11 protein-coding genes are annotated in these 13384 nt (G+C 65.1%); 3 read left to right on the top strand and 8 right to left on the bottom strand.

The features are described from left to right. Entirely contained in the window at positions 1–657 is a 657-nt protein-coding gene (locus tag AB0M73_RS02885; RefSeq protein WP_363886037.1) for a tyrosine-type recombinase/integrase, read from the bottom strand. Between the two features lie 38 nt (positions 658–695). Here AB0M73_RS02885 and AB0M73_RS02880 point away from each other — a divergent pair, with 38 nt between their 5' ends. Then, complete coding sequence (locus AB0M73_RS02880) at positions 696–977, top strand: hypothetical protein (RefSeq protein ID WP_363886034.1); 282 nt, start codon at positions 696–698, stop codon at positions 975–977. Positions 978–1054: 77 nt separating this feature from the next. On the opposite strand, the gene AB0M73_RS02875 is transcribed toward AB0M73_RS02880, so the two are convergent. From AB0M73_RS02875 to AB0M73_RS02850, 6 genes are all read right to left on the bottom strand, one after another. Continuing rightward, entirely contained in the window at positions 1055–1888 is an 834-nt protein-coding gene (locus AB0M73_RS02875) for a hypothetical protein (protein ID WP_363886032.1), read from the bottom strand. 665 nt (positions 1889–2553) lie between these two features. Then, entirely contained in the window at positions 2554–3795 is a 1242-nt protein-coding gene (locus AB0M73_RS02870) for a low temperature requirement protein A (protein ID WP_363886029.1), read from the bottom strand. 56 nt (positions 3796–3851) lie between these two features. After that, complete coding sequence (locus tag AB0M73_RS02865) at positions 3852–4427, bottom strand: TetR/AcrR family transcriptional regulator (RefSeq protein ID WP_363886026.1); 576 nt, start codon at positions 4425–4427, stop codon at positions 3852–3854. Continuing rightward, on the bottom strand, positions 4420–5256 hold the full coding sequence (locus tag AB0M73_RS02860; protein ID WP_363886024.1) for an alpha/beta hydrolase: 837 nt from the start codon (positions 5254–5256) through the stop codon (positions 4420–4422). Before AB0M73_RS02860 ends, AB0M73_RS02865 begins: the two co-directional genes overlap by 8 nt. Before the next feature lie 181 nt (positions 5257–5437). Then, positions 5438–6412 carry a hypothetical protein gene (locus AB0M73_RS02855; RefSeq protein ID WP_363886022.1) on the bottom strand — a complete coding sequence of 325 codons (975 nt, stop codon included), beginning with the start codon at positions 6410–6412 and terminating at the stop codon, positions 5438–5440. Positions 6413–6512: 100 nt separating this feature from the next. Next, entirely contained in the window at positions 6513–7397 is an 885-nt protein-coding gene (locus tag AB0M73_RS02850) for a helix-turn-helix transcriptional regulator (protein ID WP_363886020.1), read from the bottom strand. A gap of 314 nt (positions 7398–7711) precedes the next feature. Here AB0M73_RS02850 and AB0M73_RS02845 point away from each other — a divergent pair, with 314 nt between their 5' ends. Both AB0M73_RS02845 and AB0M73_RS02840 read left to right on the top strand, forming a co-directional pair. Further along, a complete protein-coding gene (locus AB0M73_RS02845) occupies positions 7712–8146 on the top strand; it encodes a hypothetical protein (RefSeq protein ID WP_363886017.1) in 435 nt (144 codons plus the stop codon). A 267-nt stretch (positions 8147–8413) separates the two neighbouring features. Continuing rightward, positions 8414–9202 (top strand): methyltransferase domain-containing protein, encoded by a 789-nt coding sequence (locus AB0M73_RS02840; RefSeq protein WP_363886014.1) that lies wholly within the window; start codon positions 8414–8416, stop codon positions 9200–9202. 1002 nt (positions 9203–10204) lie between these two features. Here AB0M73_RS02840 and AB0M73_RS02835 read toward each other — a convergent pair. Next, complete coding sequence (locus AB0M73_RS02835; RefSeq protein ID WP_363886012.1) at positions 10205–13216, bottom strand: NACHT and WD repeat domain-containing protein; 3012 nt, start codon at positions 13214–13216, stop codon at positions 10205–10207. Between the last annotated feature and the right edge of the window lie 168 nt (positions 13217–13384).

Raw genomic sequence — 13384 nt, 5'->3', positions numbered from 1 at the left:
TCACGCCACTTCCCCGTCCCAGGTCCAGCCGCCGTCGGTCTCCCAGCGGTCCTGGAGCACCTCTAGCATGTCCTCGACCATCTGGTCCGTCACATGCGAGTAGTCGTCGTCGACGTCTTTCCGCTTGTGCCCCAACCGCGCCAGCCGCAACGGCCGCGGCACCTTGTCCTCCACCAACCACGTCTGATGCGTGTGGCGTAGATCATGAAAATGCAGCTCCTGATTGAGCGACGCCCACCCGCGCGCCTCGTCCCCGGCCAACGCCGGCAACCAGACCCGCCGACGGAAGTTCGAACGCCGCAACAACCCACCATTGGCCCCAGTGAACACAAATCGCGCATCCGGGTGACGCGCCCGATGCCCTCGCAGCTCGTCGGCGAGAAACGGCGGCAGATGCACCGTCCGCGCGCTCGCCGGCGTCTTCGGCGGACCCAGCTCCAACCTGCCCCGAACCTCATGCAGGGCACCGAACTTCGGGTCGACCTCGATCCGCGGATCCCCCTCCAGGTAGGTCCTGATCCACTGCAACCCGGCGATCTCGCCCCACCGCAACCCGGTGTAGGCATCCAGGGTGGTCAGCAGCCCATCTCCCAGAACAGGCGCATCGGGTTGACCGGGTCGCCGTCGACCATCGCCTCGGCCTCTATTGTGGACCACCAGATGGCTACGTTCTTCTCGATCTTCTCCCGCCAGGAATGGTCGGTGCGCCTGTGCTGGCCCGCTTCCTCCCGATCGTGCGCACCGTGCTCAATCCCTTGGCCGGCATCCTTTCCGAGCCCACCAACGTCTGGCTGGGACAGAATCTCACGCTGGCCAAGGTCCACATGTTGTTGGAGGGGCGTGGGATTCTGGCGCCGTATCGGACGCTGCACCGCTTCGCCGTCGTGGAGCTCGGGTTCGGTCGGCGTCAGCCGACCGTGCGGGTCGCCGACGGCGAGCCACGCCGCGAGGTGCAGGTCGACTTCGGCCGGCGCTGACGACCGTCGTCTCGAACTGAGGATGTTCCTAGGCGAAAGCCGAAGCCGTGCCGTCCCGCGGTTCAGATCGCCGGTGTTCAGGGGTTGTAGTCCACGAGGACTTGGACCTGGTCGAAGCAGCGATCGGCCAAGTCCCCGCGTCGGATCATCCAGAAGATGTCAGCGCCCGGCGCCCGGTAGATGCAGCACTGGGCCAGCAGGACCCAGTCCTCCATTCCGGACGGCACCGCGTCGGGGTCGTGCGGAAGTCCGAGTTCTTCCGATGTCAGGAAAGAGGCTTGGCCCGCGGCCTCGCGGACCGCATCGAAGTCATGGCTCCTTCCATATCCCCCCAGCATCAAGGTCGGGTATTCCCACAGGTCTTGCCACATTTCGGCCAGCACCTCGCTGTGGGGATGTCCGGGCATCGGTGCGAGGTGCACGGGTGGCGGAACCGGGACCAGTCCGTCGCTGGGAAGGCAAACCCCCATGGACAGGTGAATGTCGCCCAGGGGAAATTCTCGGAGGATCTCAAGGGTTTCCTCGTGCGCCTCGTCGCCGATCCAACTCGCTGGGTGGTGCTCTTCGACCGCGACGCCTGCCGGAACGTACGCAGCGCTGCCGCCGCCCGCGTGATCCGGGTATCCGAAGAGCAGCAGCTTGCCGTCGGGTGGCAGGGGGAGGTCCGTCGCTTCCTTCGGCACGGCCGCGCAGTCGATGGTGGCGATCAGCGGGCACCAGGGTTCGGACGCGTCGGCGGGAAGCATGATCGGTCCACCGAATCGGCCGACGACCGGGCCGTCGCCGTCCGCTGTCAGGGATGCGAACGGGCGGACGAGTTTCAGCCACTTCTCCACGTCCGCAGCCGGGATGTCGCCGGTGAGAGCCAAGGCTCGGAATTCATCGAGAATCTGGGTGTTCCGGATGCTCATGGCGAGCAGCCTATCGCCCAAGACTGCCGCGTAACGCTTGGCGGGCAACGAATCCTGATTCGTGATCAGCAGCTCCGGACCGGTGGCGGCCAGCTTGTCGATCGACCTGTGAGTTCTCGGCGGGCGTACCGCGGTGGCCTGTCCTGACGGGTTGCTCGCAGCGAGCCGTCAGGCCGGTCCGCCTCGACGGGCGTGGAGGTCGGCTACGGCGCATGGAACGATGATCGTCGAAGCGCGGCGGTGCCACCTCGACAGGCCCAAGGGTGCGGGGAATCGTCCGGCGATCTCGGTGGGACGGCTCTCGGTGTTCCGATGGCATCGGTTTCGTGGTGCGGGAAATGGCCGACCACGTCGCTGAAACTCCGCTGCACGAACGGGTTCCCGTCGAGGGCGCGCTCGGGACGGCCCCTTCGCTCCACCCCCACCGCGCCCAGCAGGAGCTTCGCCGCTACTACGAACCGGCCCGCTGGCACACCCCGAATCGGTACTCAATCCCTCATGGGATCTCCACTTGGGACACTCCTCTCGTCTGCGGCCCACCCAAAGACGGTCCGCCCGGCAGCATCGGGGCATGCCTTCCCACGTTCCACACGGAAGCAGCAGATCCGGCATGGTCACTCGATGCTGTTCCTCGCTGCCTCGGTCGCGGTCGAACGACCTTCCGCTCAGGCGCGGCCTTGGACCGGTGCCAATCGTCGTTCGAACCAGAGGTGGGCGAGTACCACCAAGGCCATCCAGACCACCAGGGTCCGGCCGCCGGCGTCGGTGGCCAGCAGGCCGAGGAGGAGCGGGATCACGATACCCGTGATGATGCGCGAGATCGTCCGCTGCAGGTCGGAACTGTGGCTGGCCACACCGGTAACCACGCCGAGGGCGAAGTAGGCCGCGACTGCGCCGCACAGCAACCAGCGTTCTTGATCGGGCAGCGAATCGGAACCGTGCTTGACCACCGATGAGAGCGACACGGCCACCGTGGCGACGACGCCGGTGACCAGGCAGTGCAGGCCGAGGGCGGCGCGCGCGGGGATCCGGCCGGCGCGCAGGTGTGGCAAGCCGGCGTATCCGAAGACGACGGACAAGCCGAACATGCCGGCCAGCAACACGAACGACGCGATTCCGGTGGCCAGCAGGCCGACGTCGTAGTGCGCGTCGGCCGCCGCGCCGATGACCTGCACCACCGACTCGCCGAGCACGATGATCACGAAGAGTCCGAGCCTCTCCGAGAAGTGCACCGGATCCACGGACACCCCGTGGATCACCGCTCCGTCTCCGTCGGAGCGGGCATGGGGCCGCCGTCGGCGCCGGGTGGTGGCTTGCGCGGTGAACCTCGACTGGATCTGCTTGAGGATCTTGTCGCCCGACACGACCAGGATCAGCAGCAGGTCGAGGCCGATCCCCACCGACCAGAGCACCAGCTTCCACTGCCCGTCGACCCAGATCGACACGGTCCACGGCAACAAGCCGGTCGAGTACTGCACCACCGGGAAGTCCAGCAGCACTTCACCCCTGCGCCACGACCGGGACCCGTAGACACGCGTGGCGATGTACGCGATCGCGAAGACCGTCAGCGGACGGGAGTCGCCGTCGTGTCCGAGCACGGAGTGCGCCACGCCCGGCACGGACGCGACCATCACCCCGAGGCCGAACATGCCGACCATCAGCCGGATGACGCGAGTCTTCCCGGCGGCGACGTTGCTGTACAGCATGAACGTCGTCCACGACAGCCAGAACGACAGGAACAGCAGGGTGTAGAGGCCGAGCGCCGCGAGGTCCAGTTCGGATCCGAGGATATGGGCCAGGGCTGCCACTCCTGCGACGGCCACCAGGTCGAAGAAGAGCTCGGCCCAGCTCGCATGCCGTTCGATCCTGGTGTTCTCGGGTTCGTCGGCGATGATCGGGTCGCTCACGGACCTCGCAACTCCTGTCGAGAAGGGATGTGGAACAGATCGACCTCTGGTCCGGATCAGCGAGAGCCGTCCAACGACAGCAGGCCATGGTCGATGAAGCCAATCATCCAGGTGAAGCTGTCCTCGACATCCTCGTCGATCTGGAACCCGTCGGCAGCTTCCAGTGTCGCGAATCCGTGGAGCATGCTGCGCAGCATTCGCAAGGCGTGGATCTGTTGGCCGGGGTCGACGTGGTAGCCGTGCAGCATGGCCGCCCAGGAGGCGAGCACCCGGCCGAGCGCCGCGATGAGCGGGTCGTCGGGCCCCGTCGGCCGGGCAGCGTTGCCCGCCGCATACCGGCCGGGGTGTTTCTTCACGTACGTCCGCATTGCTTGCGCACCGGCGGTGAGGGCCTGGGTGCCGGACCGGCCCTGGATCGCATCGCGGATGCAATCGGCGAGTTCGGTCGCGGCCAGGACGGCGATGCGGTGGACGAGGTCGGTCTGGCCGGTGATGTGGTTGTAGAGCGAAGGTGTCTTGACTCCGAGCCGCTCGGCGACCAGGCCCATGCTGAGCTGAGCGAAGCCGACCTCGTCCGCCAGTGCGGCGCCGGCCTCGGTGACCGTTGCCGGGGTGAGCCCGGCCCTAGGCACGCGTCAACGTCCGGTCCAGGAACGGCAGGGTCAGCGCGACGACCCGGTCCGGCAGCTGGACGTGCGGGTAGTGCCCGGCCCCGTCGATGACCACCAGTTCGCCAAGCCCCTGCGGCAGATCGGCGATGATCTTCTCGCCCTCGGCACCAGGGTCGGCCCAGTCGGGGTCGGCGCCGCCCTCGACGATCAGGACCGGGCATTTGACGTTGGGCAGCTGCGCACCGGCGTCGGCCGGGCTGGACTTGCACATGGACTGGAGGGCCTTCATCCGGCCCGGCTCGTTCAACTTCGCCTCGATGCGGGCCAGCTCATCGTCCCAATCGGCGGGCTTGACCGGCAGCGCCAGGTCGAGATACTTCGTCCAGTTCTTGAGTTTTCCTCGCATGACGACCTGCGCCAGCTGGATGTAGCCGGCTCGGAAGCGCTTCACCCGCACCAGTCCGCCGAGGTCGAACGGCTGCGCGCGGGTGAACGGCGCCAGCTCGATGACCCCGGCGACCAGGTCGGGCGCGGTGGCGGCCGCGATGGTCGCGGCCCCTCCGCTGATCGACTGGCCGATGATCACCGCCGGGCCGCCGAGAAGACGGACGACAGCCACCAGATCGCCGGCGATGTCGGTGCGGCTGTAGCCGTCCCAGCCCAGGCTCGAGTCGCCACAACCGCGGATGTCGACATTGGCGACCCGGTACCCCTGGGCGGCCAGGGCAGGGGCGAGGAAACGGTAGGAGTGGCGACTGTCGCCGATGCCGTGCGCCAGGACGACGAGGGGGCCCTGCCCGGTCACGTCGTAGGCGATGGTGTTGCCGGCGATGCTCAGGTGCTCGGTCACAGTGCACTCCACGTGTAGTTAATTAGAATAGCTTTAAACTAGCGTCATTAGTTTTGAGCGTCAAGGACCGCCGCCGTGTAGATCTGGCGTTGACGAGGTGCCTGAGACCGACGCCGTTCAGCACAGCGGGTCCCCGATAGCCCTGCCTCGGGCTATCGGGGACCCGCCATCGGTGACGGGATCAGTGGCTCAGGTGGGCGACCAGGAGGTTGGGGTCCTTCGCCGTCAGGTAGGCGGCGCTGGGCACGTACACCGTGTTGCCGCGCAGCGCGATGGACGTCGGGCCCTGGAGGCCGTCGGCAGCGGACAAGATCACCTTGTGGGTACCGTCGTTCCCGACAAGAGCAACCTCGTTGGCAGTGTCGAGCGCGGCGATGATCTGGTCGCCCCGGCCGGTGAAAGCGAAGTCGTCGATCCCCATGAGACCCGTGGCGGCGACTCGGACCCCACCTGCGTCTCCGTTGCCGCGAATGGAGATGCGCACGATGGTGCCCTTGTCGAGGTTCGTGGCCCACACGGCCCCGTTGTGCAGCTTCAGCCCATTGACACCTAGGAATCCTGCCGGAGCCAGTGCGGGATCCGAGGACCAGACAGTGGCCGCGCTGCCGGTGGCGGTGTCACCAGTGGTGGGCACGCGCCAGATGACACCACCCTGCGAGTCGGCGACGTAGAGAGAGCGGGCGGACCGGTCCAGGGCCAGACCATTGGGCAGGCTGGTGGCCGGAAGCGCAGCGATGCGCCGCGGCACACCACCTGGGCGCAGACGCCACACACCGGTGAGATCGGCGGTACCCGTCGCATAGAGGAAGTACAAGGTCCCGTCCGAGGCACGGTCGATGCCCACCGTCAACGGAAACCCCAGCGCAGGGGTATTGACCCCGCCGTCAGCGGGCGCGGGCAGCGTTGCCAGGATCCGAACGGCGCCGCTCGGCGAGATCTCGGCGACTTGCCGGGCCTTGGCGAAGGTGACGTACATAATCCCGTCGGGGGCCAAGACAGCAGCTTCCGGCGTCTGTCCCGCTCCCAGGTCGAAATGCTGGGCGATCCGCGAATCGCACAGCGGAGCTGAGACCGCCAGTGCGGATGATGCGCTGATCGTCATGATCGTGCTCGCGGACAGCACCGCAGCCACGAGTGCGGATTGGAGGATTTTCATGGAGATGATTTCCTTTGCCTGTTTTCGGGCATGCGGCAGCGCCGTGCCCAGATGGTTGACAGCTGCTAAGGAATGGTGCCGACGTTCGATGGCGAGTCGGTCAGCTGGTACTGACGCGATCTCCTGCCTGAGCAGGGGTGACGGAGGAGGTGGCCCCGGCCAGCAAAGCCAATGCGGCCTGCGAGGACGAGCGCGCCTGCGTGGTGGCGACCACGATGTTCGGGCCTGGCCCGTTGTTGAGGGTCTGCTGGACGACGGTGAGCGCCCCTACCAGTGGATGATTCATCTCGTAAGCGGCGGTGGCACACGGCTTGACGCGGTGATCGGCCCACATCGACGCAAAGATGGAACTCTTCGCACTCAGTTCTCCCAGCAGTTCGTGCAGCGCAATGTCGTCCGGGTGCTGCACCACCATCAGCCGCAGGTTCCCGACCACCGCTCTGGCCTTGCTGGGCCAGTCCGCATACAGCTCACGGGTGTGGGGATCGAGAAAAACGAGTTTCGCCATGTTGGGACGTTGTGACGGCGAACGCGCTGACTGGAAGTCGAGGTGTCCGGCGAACAACGCGTGGCCCAGGCGGTTCCACTCCAGAACATCACTACCGCGGCCGAGGACGACCGCGGGCACCGCCACCAGTGCATCGAGCAGTTGCTCGGTCGCCTCGCTGATCCGCTCGGGTGCGAGCCGCCGCCGACTGGCACGTTTGACCGGCCGGGCCAGCGCGTGCAAGTGCAGGCGCTCGGTGTCGTCGAGTTGCAATGCGCCGGCAATCGCGTCGAGCACCTCGGGCGAGGCGCTGAGCGAATGCCCCTGTTCAAGGCGGGTGTAGTAGGAAACGCTCACGCCCGCGAGCAACGCCAGTTCTTCGCGTCGGAGGCCCGGCACACGCCGCCGCTCGCCATAGGTGGGCATGTCGACGTCATCGGGACGCAGCTGCGAACGCCGCGCCTTCAGGAAGTCTCCGAGCCGTGCTTCTCCTCGCATGGACTCGAGTATCGAACGGACGGAAGCCGAGTGCCTCTCCCGGTCAGGGATAGGCACCGCCGGGAGTGGCGTCGGTCCGGTGGGGCACGTCGTCGCATACGGCCGTCCGCTGTTCGCGCCCGGCACGTTCCACCAGCGACCCTCCGCCGGCTGCTCCACCTGACACGGACGACGTGATCACGCCCTGCTCGTCTTGACTTCCCAGACGGGGGCTGAGGGTCTCCGAGATCACGGGCGTCACGGTCGAGGATCTCCATTTGGGTGTCCCGCCCCGGGTTTGATGGAGACATCGAACACCCGGAGGATTCACAGTCATGGCGGCACCACGGAAGTACCCCGACGAGTTGCGGGAGCGGGCCACGCGTCTGGTGGTCGAGGCCAGGCGGGACCCCGCGTCGGCGGCTGGTGCGATCAAACGGATCGCGGAGCAGCTCGGTGTGCACCCGGAGGCGTTGGCCGCCGAGACGCCGAAGTCGGTGACGGCGGTGATGGCCAAGGCGAAGCGCGAGGGCCGGGTATTCATCGACTGGAGCCAGAACAACCCGGCCAAAACCACAATCGCACCGTATTCCTTGCGGGGGCGGGAAGATCCGACCGTGTCGGCGCCGGTCACCTGGGACGAGGTACGAGCGTGCAGGCAAGCTGAGGATCTGGTGTTCACCGCGGAGGGCGTGGTGGCTCGGGTCGAGAAGATTGGCGACCTGTTCGAGCTCCTGTCCGGCACTCGGGTCGCGCTGCCGCGACCGTAGGCTCCGCCCCGTGTAGGGGCGACCCCTGCGCGGGTCGTTCCGAGATAGTCCGTTTCGCTGTAGGGCTCGGTTTTCACGCGTTGGCCGAAGTCGGGTGCGTTGATCATCGCCCCGCCACTGAGGTAGAGCCCGACTTACGTGGGTGATCCTGTCAAGGGTCGGATCTGTTCGTGAGCTTCAGGTCCCCTGAACGCGGTCCGACGCGCGTCACGCTGCTGTGAGCGGAACCGATGTCGAACCAAGGGCTCCAGCGAGCACGATGGCGACATGGACCTGGGTTTTCGTGGCGACGTAGTCGACTTCTATCACCGGTTCCGACGTGGTTATCCACCAGAGGTGATCGACTCGCTGACAGACGCGTTCCGATTGACCACCGACGACATCGTGGTGGATCTCGGGTGCGGAACCGGGCAGCTGACGCTGCCGATCGCCCAGCGGGTGCGATCCGTCGTGGCCATAGACACTGAACCGGACATGCTCGTCCGCGCCCGGCTCGCCGCACGTGAGCAGGAGGTGACCAACGTGAGCTGGATGCTCGGTGCCGACACCGACATGCCCACGCTGGGCGCCGTGATCGGTCACCGCAACCTCAGTGCGGTGACCATCGGCCAAGCCCTGCACTGGATGAACCCCGAGAAGCTGTTCCGGGCCATGGTTCCCTTCTTCCGCTCTGGCGGCGGCGTGTCAGTGGTAACCAATGGAACACCGCTGTGGCTGCAGGACACGGCATGGTCACAGGCACTGCGTGGCTATCTGGAACGCTGGCTAGGCAGCGAACTTACCCGCACCTGCGGCACCGACGACCCCAGCCAACTGCCATACCGCGACGGGTTGACCACCGCAGGCTACGACGTTGCTGCCACCACCGTTGACTACACCGACGAGCTCAGCGCCGAACAGATCGTCGGTGGTGTCTATTCGGCGTTGCCCGTTGACCGCCTTCCCACACCGGAACAACGGCAACACTTTGCCGACCGGCTGCGCGACGTGCTCCAACCGCACCGGCCATTCACCGAAGAGGTACGGGTGAGGATCCTGGTCGGCCGGGTTCGATAAGGCAACCGACTTCCTGGTACCGGTGTACGTCTCTCCCGTCTCGGCGTTGGTTTGCCAGAGTCGGGGTGGGGCGAACTAGTGGCAAGGGCGGTCCGGAATTACCTCGCCCCGGCCGAACAGCAACAGCTCGCGAAACGCGATGTGGATAAGTCGGGGGCCGCGGCCTTGCAGCAAACCTCGTTGCCGGCCTCCGCCGCAACCATCTTCACGACCTCAACGGCCTCGCCGTCGTGTCGGAACCGGGTTCCGATCCCACCCGGACCGCACCGGTAGTCCTGCTCGGTGGCAGACCAGAAGATGCCCGAGTAGTGCTTCTAGCCCTTGACCAGCGGGAGGCGCGCCACGACGCGGCACCGGCGGCGACGTCGGCATCGAGCTGATCACAGCAACACTCCACTGGTGAACGTGCACCATGTGGGCCTAGGCCCACTAGCACCGAGCCCGGTGGCGGCACCTCCACCAGCCCCGGCCTCACGGCGCGGCCAGCCGTTCGCTCCGACGCCACGATCTAACATCGAAGCGGACCCCAACGCGGCCGAGCCACCGACGGCGACTCCACCGGTCGGTCCAGTCCCACTTCCACTGCACAGGTGCAGCTCAGGCGCAATTCTGAATGAGAAAGTGCGGCGCGATTTGAGACCCCTACAGGCATGAGTAGGGTCTCATGGCGCATGACATGTCGATCTTGTGTGACCTGGGATTTCTTGGTTGTCTCACGACGGTGTCACCCATGATCAGTCTCCAATCCGTGCCATTTCCTCGCCCGACACCGGCCAGGTCCACAGTCGTCCAACCCATGCGGCGTAACGAGGATCGCTATGTCTTTCTGCGCAGGTTGTATCGGGACCGGTGAGCCAAGCAGCGCCAGCAAGGCCGGGTGACACCATAGCGAGCAAGGGCCTTGTCGGAATCGCAGGCGAACTCGCCGGTTTTGAGCGGCCCAACTGGCCCTAAACAATGATCAATCCCAGTTTTGACAGTTCTACGGCCAGCCGTTCGCACTTAGGATGCACATGGCTCGGGAACGTGCATGTTAGGAAAGAAGCTATCCCACTGCGGCCATTCCTTGAGTGGAGCACTCTTGACCTCGCTGCAAATCTTCGAGCTCACCAAGTCGAGATTGGTGGACCATATCTTGACCCCTTCGATTCCAATTCCAGCCAGCCTGTCACCGGTAAGAAAAATCGTCCGATAGGCACCATCTAGTGGAATTTCTGCAAGCTCTTGAGGTTGTTGGGAATCGAACACGTTCCATAAGCTTGAACTCCTGTTGTACTGAACCGCCGCAAGCTCGCGTCCATTCGGGCTAAATATAGGCCTAGCAAAAGGGGCGACAAAGTCGACAGGCAGGGTCGCAAGGTCGGTTAGTCGTCCACCAGTTGCCACCTGCGCTATCTTCAACCTCACTGCGGTACTGCAGCAAGATTCAGTCGTGATCGCCAGTTTGCGCCCGTCCGGACTTGCCGCCATCTCCGTCACTGCGTCGGAGACCCTGCTTTCGTTCAAGAGAGTTACCTTACCCTCGCGAACATTCCCCACGTCCCAGATCTTAATCCCTGTGAGGTAGAATGTCGGATTCCATGCCGCAAGAATGCTGCCATTTGCAGCGATACTCACCGGCCCATCGGATGATTCCAGGCGAACTTCGACACCCTTGTTGTCCAAATGGTTCAATTCCCAAAACTGCACGAAATGATCCGACGGGACTGTGGTGACTTCTGTAGACATGCACATCGTCGGTGCGCAGCTAGCGACTGTCAAATATTGGCCGTCGGTTGTGAATTCCACTTCTCTGGGTTGAGGATACGTGACCGCCCGCAGGCGTGAAGGGGCGGCCAGGTTGGCGATGTTCCACAGTGTGACGGTGCCGTCGTCGCGGGAGGCTGCCAAAGTCCGGCCGTCGCGGGCGATCGCGATCGAGTTGACGGCACCGTCATATAGCGCGTCAGGAGGAATATATGGGCCAGGAATCGTTGCCGAAACGAGCTTGGCCACGTTGGGATCGCCGGACCAGCGAGAAATTATGATTGCCCCACTGTCAGAACCGACGGCGTATGTTAATCCATCTGTGCTCAACGCGATAACGCCACGTCTTCCGCCGAGAGTTGAGTCTCCCACGTTTGGCCTAAATGTGACGGTGTTCGCGTCTGAGGCCAACACTCGGCCCAGGTTCTGCGGTGTGGGATCGCGACGGTAGAGCGCCAGCGCAAGTTCATCGCTTAGGCCACCGAAATATCTGCCGTGGATTGTAGGAATTTCGTTGATGACGTTCTGGATGGTTTCCGCGTCGCGCTGCCGCGCAATGGTCTCTTGTTGGGCGACAGAGTACGTGGTGATTCCCGTCGCCAGGACCAGCAATACCGCGAGCGCCGCCACGAGTTGACGCAGCCGGCGCGTGCGGCGGCGTGCGAGTTGCGCTTCTTGTCGTGTGATGTCCACGCTCGCCGTAACGAAGGCCTGTTCACGGCCGGAGAGCCCTGGCGTTGTCGAGCCGATCCACTCCCGAGCGCGGACCAAACGCGCGCCTCGATAAAGCGCTTCTGGGTCGTGCTCCATTGCCTCCCAGACGGTGGTGGCCTCGGTGAGTTGGCGGTGGATATGCAGGCCCTCGCGGTCCTCGGCCAGCCAATCGCGCAGCCGTGGCCAGTGGCCGATGAGGGCCTCGTGGGCGATCTCGACGCTGTGATGGTCGAGAACGATCAGACGGCCACAGGCGAGGGCGGCCAGGACGACGCGCACCTCGTCGGTATCGTCTAACTCCACGCGGTTGATACGGCGTTTAGTGTCCTCGGTGCCCTCACCCAAAGCAGTGAGCCGCAACAAGATCTGCCGGGCGGTTGTCTGCTGGTCTTGCGTGAATGCCGTGTAGGCGGCCTCAGCGGTACGGGCAAGGGCGTGGCGGATGCCGCCGACTTCCTCGTATCCGGCGGCGGTCAGGGCCATGCCCTGCCGGCGATGCCAGGTCTCCAGCAGCGCGTGCGACACCAACGGCAGCACCCCAGGCCGGTTGGCCGTCTCAGCGACCAACCGCGTGACCAGCGCGGTGTCCACGGTCAAATTCGCCGCCGCGGCGGGCTTGACGATCGCCTCGCGCAGCTCGTCCGAGGTCATGGGGCCAACCAGCACCTGTCCATCGCTCAACGCGTCGTGCAGTTCGGGATAGCCGGCACAGTGCGTGAAGAAGTCCGACCGCACGCCCAACACCACGCGTGTCTGGCTGCTCGCGGTGGTCGCCGCATGCACGAGTGCCGTGATGAAATCTTGGCGTTCGGCGGCGTCACCGCAGAGCGTGAACAGCTCCTCGAACTGATCGACCACCAGCAGCAGATCCGTTCTTCCTGGGTTGGCGGCGAGGGTCTGGCGGATCCGCAGGTGCAAGGCCGTGGGATCGGCGGCGAGTTCCTGACGTAGCAGTGGGGCCGATTCTCCCGTGAGCACGGCCAGCTGCACCGCGCATTCCTCCATCGGGTGCATGCCGGGCGTGAACACGACACTGGGCATCCTGGCGGTGCTGACCAGCCCGGCGCGTAGCAAGGAGGATTTCCCGGAACCGGACGCGCCCAGAACACCGACGAGGCGATGCTGCCGCACCTGGTCACGAAGGCTTTCCACCAAGATCTCGCGACCGAAGAACCGGTCCGCGTCGGCAGCCTGGAATGCGGCTAGCCCGAGATAGGGCGCGCGGAGCTCTGCTGGGTCTGTGCTCGCCGTCGCGGCTGGGCGGGCGAGTCTGGCCGAGGTGTCCCGCCAGCGTTGTTCCCATTCGACGGGATCACCGCCGCAAGCGCGCACATAGGACAAGGTGACCGCCAGGCTTGGCAGCATCCGCCCGCCGGCGGCCTCGGACAGCGTGGTGACGGAGTAGTGCGCTTGGCGGGCCAACGTCCGGTAGGGCGGACTACCGGCCGTCTCGCGGAGTTTCCGCAGGTCACTGGCGAACGAGGTCAGTGGGCCGTCGTTGAGCTCCAGTGGACGTTCAGGTCGTGGCATCGGTACCCCCAGGTCCGTCTTCATTGTCCGGATCCTGGTTGTCCGACGTCGACGATCGGCACGGGACAACCCGAATGCCGTAGACCTGAGGCAGTCGCTACGTAAGGCCTGGCGATGACGCTGCACACGCAAGACAGTTGCAACCTACCAACGATGAACATCTTCGACGAAGTAACCAACGTCGAATGATCA

Source organism: Kutzneria sp. NPDC051319, from assembly GCF_040682195.1.
Taxonomy (GTDB): domain Bacteria; phylum Actinomycetota; class Actinomycetes; order Mycobacteriales; family Pseudonocardiaceae; genus Kutzneria.
Note: the sequence above shows the minus strand (reverse complement) of the source record. Positions and strands in the feature narration are given on the sequence as shown.

Bases quoted from the DNA above. Each gene is read 5' to 3' on its own strand.
- AB0M73_RS02840 (WP_363886014.1), top strand. From the start codon at position 8,414: ATGGACCTGGGTTTTCGTGGCGACGTAGTCGACTTCTATCACCGGTTC.
- AB0M73_RS02875 (WP_363886032.1), bottom strand. From the start codon at position 1,888: ATGAGCATCCGGAACACCCAGATTCTCGATGAATTCCGAGCCTTGGCT.
- AB0M73_RS02855 (WP_363886022.1), bottom strand. From the start codon at position 6,412: ATGAAAATCCTCCAATCCGCACTCGTGGCTGCGGTGCTGTCCGCGAGC.
- AB0M73_RS02835 (WP_363886012.1), bottom strand. From the start codon at position 13,216: ATGAAGACGGACCTGGGGGTACCGATGCCACGACCTGAACGTCCACTG.
- AB0M73_RS02850 (WP_363886020.1), bottom strand. From the start codon at position 7,397: ATGCGAGGAGAAGCACGGCTCGGAGACTTCCTGAAGGCGCGGCGTTCG.
- AB0M73_RS02880 (WP_363886034.1), top strand. From the start codon at position 696: ATGGTCGGTGCGCCTGTGCTGGCCCGCTTCCTCCCGATCGTGCGCACC.
- AB0M73_RS02845 (WP_363886017.1), top strand. From the start codon at position 7,712: ATGGCGGCACCACGGAAGTACCCCGACGAGTTGCGGGAGCGGGCCACG.